The organism is Aeromonas sp. 19NY04SH05-1, from assembly GCF_040581895.1.
In the GTDB taxonomy this organism is placed as follows: Bacteria; Pseudomonadota; Gammaproteobacteria; order Enterobacterales; family Aeromonadaceae; genus Aeromonas; species Aeromonas enteropelogenes.
Window position 1 is genome coordinate 2,073,169 of the sequence record NZ_CP095328.1, and the last position, 19,050, is coordinate 2,092,218.

Below are 19,050 nucleotides of genomic sequence, written 5' to 3' on the forward strand. Positions count from 1 at the left end.
ATTTACATCATTTGGTTGTAACTGATTCCACCATTTACCGTCTAGTTCGATGTTTATCCCATCTCTATAGTGCGTCCATCGACCGCGCCAGCCTTTAGCGCTTGACTCCCCCTTTAGTTTGGTTGAGACAAGGGGCTGTGCATCCATGGTTACCAGGGCAGTTCCGGCTGCATTGTTAGAAAAGGAGCAAGCATGCAAACACGTCAATTGGGTAACAGCGGACTGACGGTGTCCGCCATCGGTCTGGGCTGCATGGGCTTGAGCTTTGGCTATGGTCCCGCCACCGACAAGGCGGAGGCGATCGCCCTGATCCGGCGCGCCTATGAGCTCGGGGTCACCTTTTTCGATACCGCCGAGGCCTATGGCCCGGGCGACAACGAGTTGCTGCTGGGGGAGGCGCTGGCCCCGTTTCGCGACAAGGTGGTGATCGCCACCAAGTTCGGCTTCAAGCACGGCAAGGTACCCGATGGGCTGGACAGCCGGCCGGAGAATATCCGCGCCGTGGCCGAGGCCTCCCTGCGCCGGCTCAACACCGATGTCATCGATCTCTTCTATCAGCACCGCGTCGATCCCGAGGTGCCGATGGAGGAGGTGGCCGGCACCGTACAGGATCTGATCCGCGAGGGGAAAGTGCGCCACTTCGGTCTGTCCGAGGCCGGCGTAGATTCCATCCGCCGTGCCCACAAGGTGCAGCCGGTGGCGGCGCTGCAGAGCGAATATTCCCTCTGGTGGCGTGAGCCCGAGCAGACGATCCTGCCGCTGCTCGACGAGCTGGGGATAGGTTTTGTGCCATTCAGCCCGCTCGGCAAGGGCTTTCTGACGGGGGCCATCAAGGCCGATACCCGCTTCGAGGCGAATGATTTTCGCAGCATAGTGCCGCGTTTTGCCGAGGAGGCCCGCGCGGCCAACCTGCGCCTGGTGGAGGTGCTGGGGGATCTGGCCGCCAGCAAGGGGGTGACGCCGGCCCAGATTGCGCTTGCCTGGCTGCTGGCCCAGCGGCCCTGGATCGTGCCCATTCCGGGCACCACCAAGCTGCACCGGCTGGAAGAGAACCTGGGGGCCGCCGCCATCAGGATCGGCAGCCGCGAGCTGGCCGACATTGACGCCGCCGTGGCAGGCATCGAGCTGGAAGGGGGGCGCTACCCGGCGCACCTGGGAAAACTGGTGGGGCGCTAAGGGGCCCTGTTTAAAAGCGAGCCGAGCAAGGCACCCGGCCACTGCCGCGTGTCTTGGCAACGCTCGCGTCGCCCCGGTTCGCCGGGGCCCTTATGTTGTTATGACTCACAGGAGCCGCGATGGCCGGTATTATCTCGTCTGTATTGCAATCGGGTCTGCCCGAACACCAGGACTCAACCCAGTATCGGGCGGGCCGGTTTCACAATCTGGTGGCGCCTCCGGAGCGCAGTTTCTGGGAAGGGGTCGGGATTTGGCGTGACTTCCTGTTTGGCAAGCCTGCCGGCACCCTGCCTGATCGCGCCATCCCGGTGCAGGCGATGACCCTTGCAGGTGTCATGGCGGCTCCAGATTTCAGCGTCTGGCGGCTGGGCCACTCCAGCCTGCTGCTCAAATTGCGCGGCAAGTTCTGGTTGACCGATCCTGTCTTCAGCGAGCGCGCATCACCACTCTCATGGCTCGGCCCCAGGCGTTGGCACGCACCGCCCATTGCCTTGGCCGATCTGCCGCCTCTTGAAGGGGTGATCCTCTCCCACGATCACTATGACCACCTGGATCACGCCACCATAGTGGCACTGCAGGGCCGGGTGGCGCACTTCATCACCCCGCTCGGCGTCGGGGCCAGGCTCCGCGCCTGGGGCGTGCCGGCGCACAAGCTCAGGGAGCTGGACTGGTGGCAGCAGACCCGGGTCGATGGCATTGAGCTCATCGCCACGCCGGCCCAGCACTTCTCCGGCCGCGGCCTGAGCGATGGCAACCAGACCCTGTGGGCCTCCTGGGTCATTCGCAGCGATGAGTGCAAGCTGTTCTTCAGCGGCGACAGCGGCTATTTCGCCGGCTTCAAGGAGATAGGGCAGCGCCATGGCCCGTTTGACATGGCCTTCCTCGAGACGGGGGCCTACAACGAGCGCTGGGCCCATGTGCACATGTTTCCGGCCCAGACCGCACAGGCGTTTCACGATCTGCGCGCAACCTGGCTCTATCCCATCCACAATGGCACCTTCGATCTTGCCATGCACCCATGGGATGAGCCGCTGGAGCAGATCACCCGGCTGGCGGCCGAGCAGCAGATCCCGCTGACCACCCCCATGATGGGCGAGCCTCTGTCCTTCCTGTCTCCCCATGGTGGCAGCCCCTGGTGGCGGGATTGAGGCATGGCCGGCTCAAGAGTGAAAACGGGCGCCCCAGCAAGGCGCCCGTCTTGTCGAACCAAATACTGAACCATCAAGCCGCTGAGCACCGGTGCTGAATCTGGCGCAGCGGCGCTTCCTCAGGCTGGGTTGCCGATGGACATGGCGCGCTGGCGCTGGTCGCGCGCCACATATTTGTTTATCTCACCCAGCAGCGTCTCTTTGTTGATGGGCTTGGTGATATAGCCGTTCATCCCGTGGGACAAATAGTACTGCTTCGATTCGGGCATGGCGTCAGCGGTCAGGGCGATGATGGGAATGTTGGCCCAGTGCTGGCGTGAGGCACGAATATGGGTGGTGGCCGCCAGCCCGTCCATGACCGGCATCTGCACATCCATCAGCACCAGATCGAAGGTGGCTTGCGCCAGTTTGGCCAGGGCCTCTTCCCCCTGAACCGCCAGGGTGACCTGATGGCCGACGGAGTTGAGCATGGCGCCGATCACCTTGCGATTGGTGGCGTTGTCATCCACCAGCAAGATGCGATAGCTCTCCTGCACCACGGGTTTGGCGGGGAGGCAGACGATGGACGGGGTGGTGGCCTGAGCGGGCCAGGTATAGGTAAAGGTGCTGCCGCATCCCTCCCGGCTCTCGACCGAGATGTCTCCTCCCATCAGGCGGGCGAGGTTGCGGGAGATCTCGAGGCCAAGGCCCGAGCCGCCATATTGGCGGGTGATGGAGACATCGGCCTGGGAGAAGCGTTGAAACAGATTCTCTATCTGGTGCTGGCTCATGCCGATCCCCGTGTCTTGAATGGCGATGCGGATAGCGTGGCGATCCTTGTCCAGCGGCTGGCTGTCCACCCTGACATTGACCTCGCCCTGGTGGGTGAACTTGATGGCATTGCTCAGCAGGTTGAACAGGATCTGGCGCACCCGCAGGGGATCAATCATCAGCCACTCCGGTGTATCCGGGGACAGGGTCAGATTGAGGCGGATCCCTTTCTCGTCACAACTGCTCTGCATCAGTGCCCGGCTGTCTTCCAGCAGTTGGGGCAGATGGTGGGGCGCCAGCAACAGCTCAATTCGCCCCTCTTCGAGCTTGGAGATATCCAGAATGTCGTTGAGCAGCCCCAGCAGGTGGTTGGCCGATTCACGGGCCGTGTCCAGATAGTCACGCTCCCTGGGATCCATCTCGCGATCGGCCAACAGGGAGAGCATGCCGAGGATGCCGTTCATCGGGGTGCGGATCTCGTGGCTCATGTTGGCCAAAAAGCTGCTTTTCGCCCGCTTGCCCGCTTCGGCCTCGCGGTTGGCCCGGATCAGCTTCTCGTTGAGCTGCTGCATCATCTTGTGCTGCAGGAACGAAATGTTCATCTGCCGCCAGATGAGCAGGGCAAGCACGAACAATAAGGCAAATTGCAGGGTGGCGATCAGGGTGGTGGTGATGATCTGCTTGCGCACTCCATCGCGGCGGGCAACGTCGAACAGGGTTGCCTGCTCGTTGACCTCCAGGGTCAGCTGATGGAGCTGCGGGATCAGCTGTTCCAGTTGCTGGTTCAGCTGCAGACGTGCGGCCTGATCCAGCGGTTTGACCTGACCAGGTCCGAGCCAGAGATCGGCCAGGGCGATATAACGGCGGATCCTCTTGCTGGCTTGCTGGTAAATCGGGGTCTGCTGCAACAGGTTGCGATCCTTGCTCTCCAGCACCAGCTCCATCCGGCTGACCAGGATGTCGTATCTGAGCTGGAATTTGGCTTGCGAGTCATGCCGCAGCGCGTTTTGAAAGCGCAGCGCCTCGTTGTAGAGCTGGAAATAGTTCCACATGACGTTGTCTTCACCCTGGCTGGTGCTGCGCTGCAGATCCTGGAATTGCCGGTACTGGATGGTACCGATACCGGCAAAGGCCAACAGCAGGACGCAGAGCACCACGAACAGGGAGCGCTGGCTCGCAGCCATGGATCGCATGGGGTTATTCCACCTTGATCTGGCTGATCTGCCAGATGGCCCGGCCGTAGTAGAGCTTGTTGCGAAGCTCCGGGTACTGATCGAACGGATAGATCAGAAACAGCGGCCCCTTGTCACGCACCGACAGCGGCTTGCCATCTATGCTGCGGGCCAGGATCACCTCGTATTGCCTGGCATCGCTGGTGGGGACCTGGACCGAGTAGTCGTTGAGGGCGGTGATGGTCAGCAGCTTGCCGCTGGCGCCGACTTTGGCCAGCAGATCGCTCAGGCGCGGGCCGCGGAAGGTCTTCTCTTCGTCATACCAGGGGGTGTGGGTCTTGATCTCGTATTCGGGCAGTTGATCCAGCATGGCGCTGTCCCACAGGGCCAGCTGCTGGTAGTTGGGTTGGGTGATGGCGCCTTCCACCTTGAGCAGGGCGCTGTCGGGAGAGGGGGTGGCCTGCGCGGCCCCGCAGAGGGCGACCAGAAGTGGTGCCACATACAAAGTGAATCTCATACCTTCCTCCATGAATCCGTTCGAAGCTGACACCAGGGCAACGGCAAGCACCGGCAGAGAGGGTAAAGCAAGAAGCGGGCCGAACGGTCAGATCCCCTATTGGCGGGCCTTGCGAGCGAAAAGGGCGCTCATCAAACCCATTTTCATTGCACTTTGCAATGGGCCGGTCGGGTCAAGTTGCAAATTGGCAACGAAATCCGGTGCAAGGTGCTTCAAATGGAGAGGCTAACGAGGGATAACTGGGAATCTTATGGGGCCGATTTGTCCAGGCATGGCCCTTGCATTGTCCCCACTGTCGTGACAAGTGAGCCGTCCCGGCATATCTGGCAGAGACAAGGAGCGTAACCATGGAAAGCATGACCTACACCATCAACGATACCCAGGTCGTCGTTCTGGAGAGTGAACTCGATGCGATGGCCGTCACCGAACTGCGTCCCCTGTTCGAGAAACTGTCGCTGCACGGGGGCAATGTGCTCGCCGACATCAGCGATGTCCACTTCATCGATTCGTCCGGGATCGGGGCGCTGGTCTTTCTCTACAAGCGATTGATCATGAATGGGCATCAGCTGGCGCTGATTTGTGGGCCGGGTCAACCCCATGATCTGCTGGAAATGTTACATATAGACAAGGTTATCCCCTGCCATGATAGCGTGAAAGCCTATATGCGCACTCGCGGCATGATGGCGGCCGCATCATGAAGGGGTGGGGCCTGTTGCTGACCTGCCTGCTGCTCGCCGGTTGTACCCAGTGGCCGCCACAAGGGTATGGCGGGCTGGCCGAGGTCAGGCCCACCCGTTTGCCGGTGAACGAGGATGAACGTCGCCTCTGGTCAGGGTATGATGAGCGTCAACAGGAGCTCGATCAGCAACTGGCTACCCTGCAGCAAGCCCATTTGCGCGACTGTATGCCTGCCGGGCTGAAACTACTACAATCTCAACGAGTTGACATCGTACGGGATATGCATGGTCGGCTCTGGTCAGAGGTCGCCTGGCGTCAGGCCATGCTGGCACAATCATTACAACAGGTACGTTTGCAGCTGGAGCAGACAAGCCGTGAGGGCTGTCGCGCCGACTGGTCGGGACTCCCCTTGCGCCAGTGGGGGCAAACGTAGCGAACAAAAAGGATCTCTATGAATCGGGGCGCTATCAAAGGATTGATTGGTCTTGTTTTCTTGCTGTTTACCTGCCCTCTGCTGGCCAGTACCCTGCTGGCGCCCGGGGATCGACTGGCGATAGTGCAACCGGGGGAGGCGGCCTTCGATCAGCCCTTCCAGATCAACAAGCAGGGGGAGATCAAACTGCCCGAGGTGGGGGACGTGGTGGTCGGGGGCAAGACGCTCCCACAGGCTGACGCCATCATCCGTACCGCCCTCAAACCCGTCTACAACAACCTCTCCCAACTGACGGTCACGCTCCTGGAAAAACGCCTGCTCATCAGCGTCATGGGGTATGTGAAAAAGCCCGGCAGCTATGATCTCGCCCCCGACGGCAACATCCAGATGGCGCTCGATGCCGCCGGCGGCCTGGTGCCGGGGGCCCAGCTCAACAACATGCAGGTGCGCCGTGGCGACCGCGTCTCCAGTTTTGACTACAAGCGCTATCTCGATACCGGCGACGCCAGCCTGCTGCCCCCGCTGCAATCCCTTGATGTGGTGTTCGTACCCGCATCCCCCCTCATCGGCAACGTCCAGATTGATTTCGATGCGGCCACTCTGGCGGCCGGGGGCGATGGCGACACCGGCAAGGCGATCAAGGTGTTTGGTGAGGTGAACAGCCCGGGGGCCTTCAGCTTCAAGAGCGGCAACTCCATCGTGGATCTGTTGATGCGGGCCGGTGGCGTGACCCGTTTTGCCGGGGTGGAGCGGATCCGGGTGATCAACGGGGATGCCCCCGAGCTGTTCGATCTCAAGGCCTACCTCGATTCTGGCAACAACAAGCTGCTGCCCACCCTGGCTCCCGGGGCCACCATCTTTGTGCCCAAGGACGAGGAGCAGATCAAACGGGGGGCGCGCACCATCTACATCATGGGGGAAGTGTTCAAACCCGGCGCCTACGAGGGACGAGAGGGGGACTCCTTCCTCGACATCCTGGCCAACGCCGGCGGTCCGACTCGTTATGCCGAGAGCCGCCAGATCCGCTTGCTGCGCACCGATGGCACCGTCGAACCCATCGATCTGCAGGCCTATACCGAGGGGATGCAGAAGGCGCTGCCCCAGATAAGGCCGGGGGATGCCATCTTCATCCCGGAGAAGACCGACATCAACGAGAAGTCCTGGCTCAAGGTCGCGCCGGGGCGTGCCGTGATGGTGATGGGGGCGGTGCGCATTCCCGGGCGCTATGAATGGTCTGACGAGATGTCCCTGCTCGATCTCATCGCCCACGCCGGCGGCCCGAGCGAGCGGGCCGACATCGCCAAGGTGCAGATCCTGACCTCGGACGGGGGAATGGCGACGCCCACACTCTTCGATCTCGACAAGTTCCTCCATCAGGGGGGGGCCCTTGGCAGTCTGCCGAAGATCCACGCCGGTTTCACCATCATGATCCCCGAGCTGCCCACCGATCCCAGCGACAACAAATCCCAGTGGGTGCGTCAGTCACCGGAGAGCTCCATCTACATCTTCGGCCAGGTCGGTGCCCCGGGTCGCTATGCCTTCAACGATCAGATGGGCTTTATCGACATCCTCTCCGCCGCCGATGGCCCCACCGCCGCGGCGGATTTGCGCAACGTGCGCATCGCCCATCGCAACGGCAGCACGGCGCGGGTAAGCAAGCTGGATCTGGCTCTCTACTTCGAGACCGGCGACGAGACACTCTTGCCAAAAGTGTTGCCGGGGGACTCCATCTACCTGCCGGAGAAGAACCGCCCCTGGCTCGATGAACCCAAGGAGAACACCATAAGGGTGCTGGGCGCCATCGCCCGGCCCGGCCGCTATCGCTTCAACTCCTCCATGACGTTGCTGGATCTGCTGGCTGAAGCCGGCGGGCCGACCAGTTCGGCCTACATCAAGAAAATCGTGGTGATCAACATGGCGGCCAGCGGGCAGGGGGATCAGGCGCGCACCTTCGATCTGGACGGTTTTGCCAAGGAGCCCGATTTCAGCCAGCTGCCGGTGCTCAGGGCAGGGGACACCGTCTTTATCCCCGACAGCAAGAGCAGCAACTGGGCCATCTTCATGGACGGGATGCGGGACATTCTTACCACCATTTCGGTGGTCGCCCTGATAGGAACCCTGTGAGATGAGCATCCCAATCCAGTACCTGGAACTGGAGTCGCTCTACGCCTCGACCCTGGCGCGGGGGATCCGCTCCCTGGCGGTGACCTCGGCCGAGGGGGGCGAGGGGGTCAGCACCATCTGCGAGGCGCTGGCCAGGCGCGCCGAGGCGGACGGCCTCAAGACCCTGCTGGTGGATCTCAATCTCTACCATCCAGGTCGGCCCGCCCCCCTGGCCTGGGGGCCAAATGATGTGCCCGAGCCCCTGAGCCAAGGCCATGCCCTGGCAGTGCTGCCGGCGCCCGGCAAGGATCTGATGGCCTTTCGCAACAAGGAGACCCTGCGCCAGTTGTTGGTGCGCTGGCTCGAGCATTATGACGTTGTGCTGTTCGATACCTCCCCCCTCAATGCCCTCAACCGGGGCAATATCCCGGCGGATCTGGTGTGCGCCGCCTGCGAGGGGGCCCTGCTGGTGGTGCTGGCCGGGGTGACGCCGACCACCATGGTGCAAAGCGCCGTGGAGAAGTTGACCCGGGCCGAGGCCAACCTGCTGGGGGCCGTGTTCAACGACAGAGTCAATCCGGGGCTGGCCAGCGAGATCCTGCGCGAACTCAACCGGCTGCCGAGCAATCGACTGACCGAGTGGCTCAAGCGCTGGTGCCGGCGCAGCGCCCTGCTCAATTTCCGGATCTGAAGGAGACGCGATGGAAGAGTGGTTGCGATCTGCCCCCGCCACCCTGCAGTCGGTGCGCGACTTGCGCGCCCGCCTGGCGCAAGGGTTGGCGCTGTTTCAGGTGCCTCCCCGGGAGCAGGCCAACTGGCTGCTCTGCTTCAGCGAGCTGGCCACCAATATCGTGCGCCATGGCTCGCCGCCGGCGAGCCACCTCTGGCTCACCCTGCAGCAGGATGAATCCGGTCTGAGCCTGCTGCTCGATGACGACGGCGGGCCCCAGCCTGCACTGGCTGCCACGCCCCTGCCGGACGAGCCGCAGGAGGGGGGCTATGGCCTGGCGCTGGTGCACCAGCTGTTCGACGAAGTGCGCTTCAGCCGTGAGGGGGATCGCAATCGGGTGAGGCTACGGGCCCGCGGCTGTGCTAGGCAGGCGCCCGTGGTGGCGGTGATCGACGATGACAAGGTGATGCGCACCCTGCTCACCGGCTATCTGCACGACAACTATCGAGTCGAGAGCTATGCCGACCCTTGCGCCGCCCTGCAGGCGCTCGGTCGCCAGCCGCCGGCCCTGGTGCTCTCCGACATCGAGATGGAGGGGATCGACGGCTTCGCCCTGCGCCAGCAGCTGATGAAGGATCCCAAGATGCGCGGCGTCCCCTTTATCTTCCTGACCGGCCATCAGGATCAATGGACCCAGAGCCGGGCCGGCGCCCTCGGTATCGATGATTTTCTGGTCAAACCCATCACCAAGCAGGCGCTGCAGCTGGCGGTCTCCCGGGTGCTGCAACGCTCGGCCCAGCTCAAGGCCCAGTGGGGGGATCAGCTGGATCAGCGGATGACCTCGGCCTTGCGCCCCCTGCTGCCAGCCGACCGGTTGCACGGCTATCAGCTGGCGCTGCAGACCCGCGCCGCCGCCGTGGGCGGGGGGGATTTTCTGCTGGTAAGGGATCGGGTGCTCTGGCTCGGGGACGTGATGGGGCACGACGCCGAGGCCAAATTCTTCGCCCACGCCTACGCGGGGTATCTACGCGGTCTGCTGACCGCCCAGAGCGAGCAGCGATCGCCTGCCAGTCTGCTGACCACCCTCTCCACCGCCGTGCACAGCGATCCCCTGCTGGGGGCGACCCTGCTCACTACCCTCTGCATCGAGCTGGGGGAGGGCGGACGGATCCGCTGGGCCAGCGCGGGGCATCCGGCACCCTGGCTTATCGGGGTGGACGGGATGCACCAAGTGGGCGTCACCGGCCCCTTGCCCGGCCTGCGACCGGATCCCCAATTCGAAACCTGCGAGCATCTGCTTCAACCGGGTGAGCGCCTGCTGTTCTGGACCGATGGCCTGCTGGAGAGCCGGGAGCCCGCCGAGCGCCAGTTGTGGGAGGCGCAATTGCAGCAGATCTGCCTGGCCCCCGAGCCCGACCTTGCCCGGTTGGCCCAGCGCATTGCCAACTGGTTTGATGACAGGGCCGACAGCGCTCCGGACGACATGACCCTGTTGCTGGTGGCCTTTCCCGCCTCCTGAGAGTGCGCAGCCATGCCCTGTCTGGCCCGCTCTATGCAACATCCCGCTGCACCTGGTCCGGTGCCACGAGAGGAGGTTGCCCATGTTGCCCACACATCAGGTCTGGCTCGCCATCGATGCCCGCCAGGTCGGCGGGATCGAGGTTCACATCACCCACCTCGCCAGCGATCTGCTGGCAAGGGGGCTGGAGGTCACCATAGTGCTGGTGGCCGATCACGGCATGACCCCCTTTGTCGCCCTGCTAAAGCAGCAGGGGCTGCCGTATCGGGTCTGTCGCAACAGCCGGGACTTTGTGCGAGTGCTGGCGCGCCAGCCCGGCTTCGTGCTGCTGCACACCCACGGCTACAAGGCCGGGATCCTGGGGCGTCTCACCGCCTGGTGCAGCGGCAAGCCGGTGGTCTCGACCTTTCATAGCGGTGACGAGGGGGAGGGGTGGCTGAAGTTCTACAGCTGGCTCGACCGGATCACGGCGCGTTTTGCGAAGTGCATTGCAGTGAGCGAGCCCATCGCTCGCAGATTGCCTGTGCCGAGCACCGTCATCAGCAACTTCGTGCCCCTGCCCGCCGCCCCCGCAGCGGTGGCGGGCAACCGCATCGCCTTCGTCGGCCGCCTCTCTCCCGAGAAGGGGCCGCAGGCGTTCTGCCAGCTGGCTGCCCTCTGCCCCGGGGGGGATTTTCACCTCTATGGCGAAGGCCCCCTCATGGGGGAACTCAGCGTGCAATACGGGGACAGGGTGGCATTTCATGGCTTTCGCAAGATGGCCGATGAGTGGCAGCAGATCGATCTGCTCTGTATCACCTCCCGCTTCGAAGGCTTGCCTCTGGTGGCCCTCGAGGCCATGGCCCACGGCATCCCGGTCTGCACCTTCGCGGTAGGGGGGCTGGTCTCTCTTATCGACAACAAGTCCAACGGCTGGCTGGTGGCACCTGGCCAGGTGCACGACATGGCGGATATCGTCAATTACTGGCTGCGCAGTGACGAGCGGGTGCGCGGGGCCATGAGCCGGGCGGCCCGCCAGACCATAGCCCGGGGCTATAGCGTCAACCACAGGGTGAGCGATATCCTGGCGGTCTATACCGCCTGAATCTCCATCCTCTGCCAAGCAAGCAAGCAAGCAAGCGAGTGGCCTGGCCACTCGCTTTTTTATGGGCTTGGGGCAGTTATCCAGGTGCGAGCCTTGCCACGAATCACCCTCGTCCCCGGTATTTGGCAATAGCCTGAGCAGTCAGGCTGCCGGATATGCCCCGTCTTGTCCGCGATGGGCCTGACGGTTTGTGGCCGTATCGGGCAGCCGCGAAAGGATCACAGAAGAGAGCCTTGGAAAAGAAGGGGTCTGCGAAGCGTTGCTATCTGCTTGGTCTGGGGCAAACAGAGCTTGCCTATCTGTTGATATCAGCAGCAGCACCCTGATACAGACGGAGACCTGGTGAAGGGGTAATTTCTGCAAGGCCCCCTGTTGGCCAGCATTATGGGCGGCATATTTGCGGCAATTGAAACAAGGGGAGGGCGCTTTGGTGCGGGATCAACAGAGGGAAGAAAAGCATCGGGCCGCTGCCCTGGCAGTGGCCCGAGAGACGGCAGAAGGTGAGGATCAGCGTCCCTTCTTGCCCACCATGATGGCGACCGTCTTGCCGATGATGTGCACGTCCTGCAGCAGCCAGCGCCAGGGGTGGAGCAGGGCGACCGAGTAGGCCAGATCGAAGGCGAGCTTGCTGCGCACATCGTCAAGCGACTCGTCATAGCCCTGATTGACCTGGGCCAGCCCTGTGATGCCGGGGGCAATCTCATAGGTGCGCTCGATAAAGAAGGGCACCGCATCCTCCAGCCGGTTGGCGATGCCGGGGCGCTCCGGCCGCGGCCCGATGAGCGACATCTCCCCCTTCAGTACATTGAGGAACTGGGGCAGCTCGTCGAGCCGGGTCTTGCGCAAAAAGTTGCCGCAGCGGGTGATCCGGCTGTCGGCCTTGCCGCACCAGACAGGCCCGGTACCCGCCTCGGCATCGGATCGCATGGTGCGAAACTTGATCATGAAGAAGAGCTCGGTGTGGCTCGCGTGGCTGCGGCCAATGCGCAGCTGGCGAAAGAACACCGGGCCCGGACTGTCGAGGCGAATAGCCAGCATGATAAACGGCCACAGGGGCAGGGTCAGCAGCAGGCCGAGGCTGGCGCCGACCAGATCCATGGTGCGTTTAATCACCAAGGTTACTTTGGGGATGGGGTGTTTCATGCTGCTCTCTCCTGTGCGGTGGGGCGCGCCAGCATCCGCAGGCCGTAGCGCAGGGTGCCGATGCCGTTGTACCAGTGTCCGAGGACCAGATAGTGGATCTTGCGAAACAGACCGGGCCAGTTGTGCAGCGGGGTGAACTGGATCAGCATCACCAGGGCATAGCCCAGCAGTTGACCGGCCAGCAGCGCCACGAACAGGGGCGAGTGGATGGCCAGCGGAATGGCGCACAGCCAGAGCAGGGTCAGGCAGAGGGGCATCAGTACCCTCAAGCCCTTGCCACTGGCAAAGTTGAACGCCACCCAACCAAATTTGGGATGGAGCAGGGGCAGCAGGCGCAGCAGCTGCTGGGTGTTGCCCGCGCCGATGCGCTGGCGCCGCTTCGCTTCCAGCAGGGCATCGGAGACTTCCAGCTCCAGCGCGGCGCAGCGGTTGTCATAGACCGCCTTGTAGCCCTTGGCGATGGCCTGCATCGGCAGGATGAAGTCATCGTTGATGGTGTCTGATGGTAGCGGAGCCAGGCAGTCGCGGCGCATCACGTAGAAGGCGCCATGGGCCCCCAGCATGCTGCCAAGAGCGGATTCGCACAGCTTGATCTGGCTCTGGTAGTGCCAGTAGCTCTCTTCCCCCTGGGAGCCCGGCTGCCAGAAGCGATAGGCCTCGCCCACCACACCGACCTCGGGATCCTGAAAATGGGCGGCGGCCAGCAGCAGGCTGTCGATGGGCAGCAGGGCGGAGACATCGGTCAGGGCCACCAGATCGCTCTCAACACGGGCCATCGCCTCGTTGAGCACCGCCACCTTGCCGCGATTGCGCGGGTGGTCGAACAGCTGGATCTGCAGTTGTTGCAGGGCCGGATCCCCCAGTTGGCACAGCGCAATGGGGTAGCTGTCATCGGTGCAGCCATCGAAATGGAGATGCACCGCCAGCCGGTCGGCCGGGTAGTCGAGACTGGCCAGATTCTGCAGCTTGGCCGCCAGGGTCGCCGCCTCGTTGTAGATGGGCATCACCAGGGTGATGGTGGGAAGCTGGACGTCGCCGGCCTCCTCCCGAAACCCGCGCTGGCGCGGCGCCGGCTGGTGAAGCTGTGCGCGCACCCGCTTGCCGAAGTACTTGAGCAGCAGGGGGTAGCCGACATGGTGGTACACCACCAGGGCTGCGCACAACCAGAACACGATCATGATCCATTCCATGGGAGGCTCCTTTTTGCTGTCTCTTCGCGTGTCGGTGGCATCGCCTCAGCGGGCGTACAGCGCCTGATAGGCTTGAGCCATCTGGCTCAGGCTGCCCTGCTCGCAGACAAAGGCTCGGGTAACGGCGCGCAGGCCATGAGACTTGAGCAACCCCTGTGCCAGAAGTTGCGCCAGGAGGGCGGGATCTCGCGCCTCAAGCAGCTGGCCGCTGGCCGGACAGACTACTTCAGCGGCAGCCCCCACGGCGCTCATCACCACGGGCACGCCGCAGGCCTGGGCCTCCAGCACGCACAATGGCATCCCCTCCGCCAGTGACGGCAGGCAGAAGAGATCCAGCCCCTGATAGAAGCGGGGCATCTGCTCCACCAGACCGAGAAAGTGGACCCGATGGGCAATCCCCAGCTGCTGACACTGCTGCTGCAATGCATTTTGCAAACTGCCCACCCCGGCCAGTGCAAGATGCACCCCGGGAGAGAGCCGCGCCATGGCTTCCAGTAGCAGGCTGTGCCCCTTGACTGTCTCAAGGCGTGCGGCGCAGCCGATGAGCCTGACTCCGAGGGGCAAGCCCAGCGCCTGGCGCGCCAGCTCGACTGGGCCGGGGACGAAGCGCCCCTCGTCGATGCCGTTGGGAATGACTTTGGCCGAGAGGGCGCCGAGCCTCACCTGCAGCTGGTTCGCCACCGGCGCGGCATCCGCCACCAGGGTCGGTTTGAAGGTGCGCAGTCCCAGTCCCGCCAGCTTGCGTTGGCGGGGATCGTCGAGATACCAGGCATCATGCTCCGTGTGCACCAGGGTGTGCACCCGGGCCAGCCGGGCGGCGAGTCCGCCATAGAGCAGCGGGCCCAGATGATGGGTGTGCACCGCCGCCGGGCGCAGTTGGCGCAGCAGCCTTATCAGGCGATAGAGGGTGGCCAGTGACCAGCCGGCGGGCTTGTCCAGACAGTGGATCCGCGAGGCGAACGGCCTCAGGGCGGGCCAGGCGGCGAGCAGCGCCTCCTTGCTCCCCTCCAGCGAGACGATGTGCATGGGCTGGTGGCACTCGTTGGCCTGGCTGAGGTTGAGCACCATGGTCTCCAGCCCCCCGGGCTGCAGGTGCTGGACGATTTGCACGATGGCGGTGCTGGCTGACCGGGCGGTGGTGGGCATGGCGCTCTCCTCACTGTTGTCGGCCCTTCCCGGGCCCCTTGGCGGGACTATGCGAATCCTGTACCACAACGTCTGCCATGTTGGCCCGCTTGCTGGCATTACCCTTGCATTTCCCCCTCCATTCGTGGAATGCCATACCTGTCTTGAGGGGAGTGACGCCATGCCGGTCCAGTTCTACTACAACCTCTACATCATCCTCTTCGCCGCCTGGCGGCGCCGTTATCTCATCCTGATGCCGGCCCTGGTCATGCCGCTGGTGGGGGTGGGGATTGGCGTCTTGAGCCCCAAGGTGTACGAGAGCCGTACCACCTTCATGGTGCCGCAGGATTCCAACCAGACGCCGACCCTCAAGGATCTGATCACCCAGGAGAGCCTCAAGGATCGCTTCGCGGTGCTGGAGGCCATGCTGCGCAGTCGCTACGTGATGGACGGGGTGGCGCGGGACCGCAAGCTGGTGGATGACAACACCCCGCCGGCCAAGCGCGACGCCATCATGGACTGGCTCTCGGCGTCCGTCTCCATCCGTCTTATCGGGGACGAGGTGATCGAGCTGAAGGTGAAAGCCGATTCGGCCGAGAGCAGCGCCGGCCTGCTGGAGGCCGTCTCGCGCCGCTTCTTCTTCAATCTCCTGAACAAGGGGCGCCAGTCGGCCGAGTCCTCCGAGCGCTTCCTGCAAAGCCAGCTCGACAGCCGGCGCAGCGAGCTGCAGGGGGCCGAACAGCTGCTGGCAGATTTCAAGCGCGAGCATGCCAGCGCCCTGCCGGATCAGCAAAATGCCAACGCCGCCCGGCTCTACGGCCTGAAAGATCGCCACGCCGAGAGCCTGCTTCAGTTGCAGCAGGCCAAGACCCGGGTCGAGCAGCTCTCCCACGGCCAGGAGGGGGCCACGACCCGCAGCCTGGAGGAGAAGTTGCAGCAGATGCAAACCGAGCTGGCCCTGCTGCGGGTGCGCTACAGCGATCAGCACAGCGAGGTGCAGAGCCTGCGCTACCAGATTGAACAGTTGCAACAGGAGCTGGAACAGCAGAAGAGCCAACCCGGCGTGGCGGTCGGGCCAGAATGGGATCAGGCCAGGGCCCAGCTGGCCGAGGCCGAGCAGAATGCCGCCGCGCTGCAGGCCCAACTCGACGACCTGAACAAGGTGGTGGCCTCCCAGGGCGAAACGGAGAGCCAGCTGGCGGAGCTGGAGCGGGATCTCGAGGTCAAGCGCTCCCTCTATCAGGATCTGCTGCTGCGCTACGAGAAGGCCAAGGTGACCGGGGCGCTCGGCAGTTTTGAGCCCGGCGAGCGGATCAAGGTGATCGACAGGCCCTTCGCCCCGAGCAAGCCCAGCAACTACCCGCTCTGGCTGTTTCTGATCGCCGGCATGGTGGGGGGCTTCGGGCTCGGCTGCGGCCTGGCGCTGCTGATTGAACTGGCGGATACCAGCCTGCGCCGCACCGATCAGCTGGCAGCGCTTATCAAGGCGCCTGTGCTCAGTCGCATTCCCTATTGCGAACCGGTGCATGCACACAGCGGCCAGGCGGCCCATGCCCAGCCGCCACTGGTGGAGGTGCCGGGTTGATATTTGCCCATGGCCATCAAGGAAGGCCACCACTATGAACCCGAATATTTCTGATAAGGCCTCGTAATGAGGCCTTTTTTTATGTCACTCAGATAGCGCCTTGGCCAACGACTATGGTCTGCGTTCAATTTGGATGTGATTGCAAGGCTAAGGTCTGGTGGCAGTTTCTTATTTCGCTTATTGACTGTGGTTTTATCCAGTGGTACAAGTGGATCTTGTATAGGGTGTTGATAACAAGGATATAAATCAGTTGCCAACACAATGGTTTTAAAATGATTTATTGGTTGTGATGACGAGCGCTAGGGCGGATTTAGATGGAAGACTATATTAAAGCGTTAGTTATGTCTTTCAACTAATTAATGTTGGCTCTCAAGGAGATGCATGGATAATTATAAGTATTTCGTAGATGCATTATCTTCTACAGCAGCATTAATCGCAATAATTACTGTCTTGTGGAGTTGGTTTAAGAATTCTCAAATGCCTTTAACAATTGACAGATTAGTTGTCCACAATAAAGAAAGTGAAAGTACATATATTATTGTTATAAAAAACAGGAAAGCATACCCGGTAAAAATAAAGTCGACATCTTGTTATGTTAAAGCTTCATACAAAGTTGAGAAAAAGAATAATCAAAAACCAGAATATATGGATACATTATCCCTTTCAGATAGCTTAATTATTAACAATGATACTTTTGAGATAGGCGCAAATGGTCATACCGATATTCGTATTTCTGGGAAGAATTTATCCAAGGAGATAACAAAGCTGTTGTTCTCTATCCAAACTTCGCATGGTTATCATCGAACTTGGTGTAACAAAATTATAATAGTGGATATGACTGGTAAAACACAAACTTTTGGCATGGAGAAAATGTATGATTTTGACTCTAAAATTAAGGCTAAAATAAAATACTATTGGTTAAGGCTTTTATACTTATTTCAGAAGTGAGAGCTTGTAGGTTCGATTAGCCGATAGGTGTAATTGGTGCTCACGATGAAACTAACTATTAATGTAGTAAGTACGTTCTGTCAAGTTCTTTTAATTTCCTGTTAGTTAAAGTGTTTTTTTTTTGGGGGGGGGGGGGGGAGTGGTTGGATGGTGGCGAGTTAAAGGAATATTTTACAGAGAGATTGCGAATGTCTGCTTACGCTTCGTTAATCGAAACTATGGCCCTAACTTTCACGCTTAATATTAAAGGTAAGTCATGAAAAAAAGTCTCAGGAAAGGATATTTTCACTTAGAGCTAAACCATGAATACGGTTTGGACACGATCGGGGCCGAAGCGGCAGAAGTAGAACTTAAAGAGGGTGTGGCTATTTTTAGAGCAAAGCTAAAGCCTGCAAGTGAAAATCAGATTTTAGATGTTGTTGATTGTAAGAAGCAAAGTTTTAAAAATGTAGAATGTTTTTCCTTTATAGATGAACACATTCGGAAAGGTATATCATCTTTCGTAAAGACTAATAAGGCCAAAATTAAAAGTTGGTGCATAGAAATTGACTATGAAAAAAAGTATAACTTCTCTTGTGAGATTCAGCCTATGAATCCTGATGGGGTAATATTCCATGTTGTAAGTTCGTAGGTTATATTACGATTTCGCTAGTCGATCCTACGGCTCTGGGTATTATTTGATTAAGTGGATGTGTGAGAATGAAAGTTTTATATACTTTCCCTGAATATTTAGAAAGCATCATCAATAATTTGATTGATAGAGACTGGGTTGTTCATAATTTCAACTTGGTTGATGACTCAGATGTATATAACGTCTCTAACTATCTATATAATAAGCAAGTTAATTCTGTTACTTACACTATACATCTTGATTTAAATGTCTACCAATTCATTTTGAATGCATTTAAGAAAAATAAGCCTAAGCAAGAGTTTCGTGACGCAATTGCACTTGTTGCTTTTTGTCAGTGTGCCGAGATAGAATTAGACCCGACTTATGCCGTATATGAAAAAATAAACTATAGAAATGATGATGAAGTTCTTGATGAAGTTTTATCTGACTTGGAATTGTTTCACCGCATCAACAATATAAATAACTCATCAATAATAGATTTTGCATTGGGTGAGATAGACACAATAACTCCTGCAGATTATTATGCTATGGATGCACCCTTTATCAGGAGCAATCTCATTAAATATAGGCGCCTACGTGAGTGGGATTCACTATATTTAATTGTTTTGTATATTATCTATGTATCTCATATTCCAAATATTAGCCGACTGGATAAGCTAAAAAAAGTGGTTGAGTGGATGATTACCGAGTTTATGTTATCTCTTGTGGGTATTACTTTTGCGGCTATTTATTTCAGTGAAACACCCATGAAGCGAATGATGAAATATAAAGTGTCAGATGACCCATATTCAAAACAACGCAGTGCATTTAATATGACATGGGACTTATATAATTTAAATCGTTACTTCAGAATGTGGACTGAGCGAGAATCCGAGCAAGAGGGTATGTTTGCCAGTGGTGATAAAGTATTCAATTCAGTGCTAAGAAACTCAATTAAGGTACAACAAACGGGTTGCTTAGATAGTTTTATGAATTTCCTCCCACAAGATATAGTTCTTTATTTGGAGAAAATTACTCTTCAGCCAAATAAATATTTTGAAAGAGCCTGTCATTCGAAGGAGTGGTCTCCTTCATATAGAGATGAGTTAATCAGAAAATATGAATCACTAACTGATATAAAATACAGTGGAGAAAAATGAGTCAATTAAACGATCAAATCTGATGCTGTAGGAAATATA

Annotated in this window: 17 protein-coding genes; 12 read left to right on the forward strand and 5 right to left on the reverse strand. The window is 59.4% G+C overall.

The window, feature by feature from the left end; translation table 11 throughout:
- Nucleotides 1–192: 192 nt before the first annotated feature.
- Together MRK42_RS09580 and MRK42_RS09585 are read left to right on the forward strand one after the other, a co-directional pair.
- Nucleotides 193–1,176 carry an aldo/keto reductase gene (locus MRK42_RS09580; protein WP_338612262.1) on the forward strand — a complete coding sequence of 328 codons (984 nt, stop codon included), beginning with the start codon at nucleotides 193–195 and terminating at the stop codon, nucleotides 1,174–1,176.
- Nucleotides 1,177–1,295: 119 nt separating this feature from the next.
- Nucleotides 1,296–2,324, forward strand: coding sequence for an MBL fold metallo-hydrolase (locus tag MRK42_RS09585; protein WP_338612263.1), 1,029 nt, complete (start codon nucleotides 1,296–1,298; stop codon nucleotides 2,322–2,324).
- A gap of 119 nt (nucleotides 2,325–2,443) precedes the next feature.
- Here MRK42_RS09585 and MRK42_RS09590 read toward each other — a convergent pair whose 3' ends face one another.
- A complete protein-coding gene (locus tag MRK42_RS09590) occupies nucleotides 2,444–4,267 on the reverse strand; it encodes an ATP-binding protein (protein ID WP_338612264.1) in 1,824 nt (607 codons plus the stop codon).
- A 4-nt stretch (nucleotides 4,268–4,271) separates the two neighbouring features.
- Nucleotides 4,272–4,763, reverse strand: coding sequence for a molybdopterin-dependent oxidoreductase (locus tag MRK42_RS09595; protein ID WP_338612265.1), 492 nt, complete (start codon nucleotides 4,761–4,763; stop codon nucleotides 4,272–4,274).
- A gap of 347 nt (nucleotides 4,764–5,110) precedes the next feature.
- Here MRK42_RS09595 and MRK42_RS09600 point away from each other — a divergent pair, with 347 nt between their 5' ends.
- From MRK42_RS09600 to MRK42_RS09625, 6 genes are all read left to right on the forward strand, one after another.
- On the forward strand, nucleotides 5,111–5,461 hold the full coding sequence (locus MRK42_RS09600) for an STAS domain-containing protein (RefSeq protein ID WP_042029120.1): 351 nt from the start codon (nucleotides 5,111–5,113) through the stop codon (nucleotides 5,459–5,461).
- Nucleotides 5,458–5,874: a hypothetical protein gene (locus MRK42_RS09605; protein ID WP_042029119.1), complete on the forward strand. Its 417-nt coding sequence runs from the start codon at nucleotides 5,458–5,460 to the stop codon at nucleotides 5,872–5,874. Before MRK42_RS09600 ends, MRK42_RS09605 begins: the two co-directional genes overlap by 4 nt.
- Before the next feature lie 18 nt (nucleotides 5,875–5,892).
- Nucleotides 5,893–7,998: an SLBB domain-containing protein gene (locus MRK42_RS09610; protein WP_338612266.1), complete on the forward strand. Its 2,106-nt coding sequence runs from the start codon at nucleotides 5,893–5,895 to the stop codon at nucleotides 7,996–7,998.
- 1 nt (nucleotide 7,999) lies between these two features.
- The gene (locus MRK42_RS09615; protein WP_338612267.1) at nucleotides 8,000–8,668 is read left to right on the forward strand and encodes a CpsD/CapB family tyrosine-protein kinase; all 669 of its coding nucleotides are present in this window, start codon (nucleotides 8,000–8,002) and stop codon (nucleotides 8,666–8,668) included.
- Nucleotides 8,669–8,678: 10 nt separating this feature from the next.
- The gene (locus tag MRK42_RS09620; protein WP_338612268.1) at nucleotides 8,679–10,166 is read left to right on the forward strand and encodes a SpoIIE family protein phosphatase; all 1,488 of its coding nucleotides are present in this window, start codon (nucleotides 8,679–8,681) and stop codon (nucleotides 10,164–10,166) included.
- A gap of 82 nt (nucleotides 10,167–10,248) precedes the next feature.
- On the forward strand, nucleotides 10,249–11,250 hold the full coding sequence (locus MRK42_RS09625) for a glycosyltransferase family 4 protein (RefSeq protein ID WP_225632227.1): 1,002 nt from the start codon (nucleotides 10,249–10,251) through the stop codon (nucleotides 11,248–11,250).
- 507 nt (nucleotides 11,251–11,757) lie between these two features.
- Here the strand turns inward: MRK42_RS09625 and MRK42_RS09630 are convergent.
- The 3 genes from MRK42_RS09630 to MRK42_RS09640 are packed head-to-tail and all read right to left on the reverse strand — an operon-like array spanning nucleotide 11,758 to nucleotide 14,729.
- Nucleotides 11,758–12,393 (reverse strand): sugar transferase, encoded by a 636-nt coding sequence (locus tag MRK42_RS09630; protein ID WP_201979044.1) that lies wholly within the window; start codon nucleotides 12,391–12,393, stop codon nucleotides 11,758–11,760.
- Nucleotides 12,390–13,583, reverse strand: a complete 1,194-nt coding sequence (locus MRK42_RS09635) for a glycosyltransferase family 2 protein (protein ID WP_338612269.1) — start codon at nucleotides 13,581–13,583, stop codon at nucleotides 12,390–12,392. The genes MRK42_RS09630 and MRK42_RS09635 overlap by 4 nt, the downstream gene beginning before the upstream one ends.
- A gap of 45 nt (nucleotides 13,584–13,628) precedes the next feature.
- Nucleotides 13,629–14,729: a glycosyltransferase gene (locus MRK42_RS09640; protein WP_338612270.1), complete on the reverse strand. Its 1,101-nt coding sequence runs from the start codon at nucleotides 14,727–14,729 to the stop codon at nucleotides 13,629–13,631.
- Between the two features lie 160 nt (nucleotides 14,730–14,889).
- Here MRK42_RS09640 and MRK42_RS09645 point away from each other — a divergent pair, with 160 nt between their 5' ends.
- The 4 genes from MRK42_RS09645 to MRK42_RS09660 all read left to right on the forward strand — a co-directional run bounded on the left by MRK42_RS09645 (nucleotide 14,890) and on the right by MRK42_RS09660 (nucleotide 19,011).
- Nucleotides 14,890–16,293, forward strand: coding sequence for a GNVR domain-containing protein (locus MRK42_RS09645; protein ID WP_042069520.1), 1,404 nt, complete (start codon nucleotides 14,890–14,892; stop codon nucleotides 16,291–16,293).
- Nucleotides 16,294–16,674: 381 nt separating this feature from the next.
- Entirely contained in the window at nucleotides 16,675–17,241 is a 567-nt protein-coding gene (locus tag MRK42_RS09650) for a hypothetical protein (RefSeq protein ID WP_338612271.1), read from the forward strand.
- A 256-nt stretch (nucleotides 17,242–17,497) separates the two neighbouring features.
- On the forward strand, nucleotides 17,498–17,872 hold the full coding sequence (locus MRK42_RS09655; protein WP_338612272.1) for a hypothetical protein: 375 nt from the start codon (nucleotides 17,498–17,500) through the stop codon (nucleotides 17,870–17,872).
- Between the two features lie 68 nt (nucleotides 17,873–17,940).
- Nucleotides 17,941–19,011: a hypothetical protein gene (locus MRK42_RS09660; RefSeq protein WP_338612273.1), complete on the forward strand. Its 1,071-nt coding sequence runs from the start codon at nucleotides 17,941–17,943 to the stop codon at nucleotides 19,009–19,011.
- Nucleotides 19,012–19,050 lie beyond the last annotated feature (39 nt).

Bases quoted from the DNA above. Each gene is read 5' to 3' on its own strand.
- MRK42_RS09580 (WP_338612262.1), top strand. From the start codon at position 193: ATGCAAACACGTCAATTGGGTAACAGCGGACTGACGGTGTCCGCCATC.
- MRK42_RS09585 (WP_338612263.1), top strand. From the start codon at position 1,296: ATGGCCGGTATTATCTCGTCTGTATTGCAATCGGGTCTGCCCGAACAC.
- MRK42_RS09590 (WP_338612264.1), bottom strand. From the start codon at position 4,267: ATGCGATCCATGGCTGCGAGCCAGCGCTCCCTGTTCGTGGTGCTCTGC.
- MRK42_RS09595 (WP_338612265.1), bottom strand. From the start codon at position 4,763: ATGAGATTCACTTTGTATGTGGCACCACTTCTGGTCGCCCTCTGCGGG.
- MRK42_RS09600 (WP_042029120.1), top strand. From the start codon at position 5,111: ATGGAAAGCATGACCTACACCATCAACGATACCCAGGTCGTCGTTCTG.
- MRK42_RS09605 (WP_042029119.1), top strand. From the start codon at position 5,458: ATGAAGGGGTGGGGCCTGTTGCTGACCTGCCTGCTGCTCGCCGGTTGT.
- MRK42_RS09610 (WP_338612266.1), top strand. From the start codon at position 5,893: ATGAATCGGGGCGCTATCAAAGGATTGATTGGTCTTGTTTTCTTGCTG.
- MRK42_RS09615 (WP_338612267.1), top strand. From the start codon at position 8,000: ATGAGCATCCCAATCCAGTACCTGGAACTGGAGTCGCTCTACGCCTCG.
- MRK42_RS09620 (WP_338612268.1), top strand. From the start codon at position 8,679: ATGGAAGAGTGGTTGCGATCTGCCCCCGCCACCCTGCAGTCGGTGCGC.
- MRK42_RS09625 (WP_225632227.1), top strand. From the start codon at position 10,249: ATGTTGCCCACACATCAGGTCTGGCTCGCCATCGATGCCCGCCAGGTC.
- MRK42_RS09630 (WP_201979044.1), bottom strand. From the start codon at position 12,393: ATGAAACACCCCATCCCCAAAGTAACCTTGGTGATTAAACGCACCATG.
- MRK42_RS09635 (WP_338612269.1), bottom strand. From the start codon at position 13,583: ATGGAATGGATCATGATCGTGTTCTGGTTGTGCGCAGCCCTGGTGGTG.
- MRK42_RS09640 (WP_338612270.1), bottom strand. From the start codon at position 14,729: ATGCCCACCACCGCCCGGTCAGCCAGCACCGCCATCGTGCAAATCGTC.
- MRK42_RS09645 (WP_042069520.1), top strand. From the start codon at position 14,890: ATGCCGGTCCAGTTCTACTACAACCTCTACATCATCCTCTTCGCCGCC.
- MRK42_RS09650 (WP_338612271.1), top strand. From the start codon at position 16,675: ATGGATAATTATAAGTATTTCGTAGATGCATTATCTTCTACAGCAGCA.
- MRK42_RS09655 (WP_338612272.1), top strand. From the start codon at position 17,498: ATGAAAAAAAGTCTCAGGAAAGGATATTTTCACTTAGAGCTAAACCAT.
- MRK42_RS09660 (WP_338612273.1), top strand. From the start codon at position 17,941: ATGAAAGTTTTATATACTTTCCCTGAATATTTAGAAAGCATCATCAAT.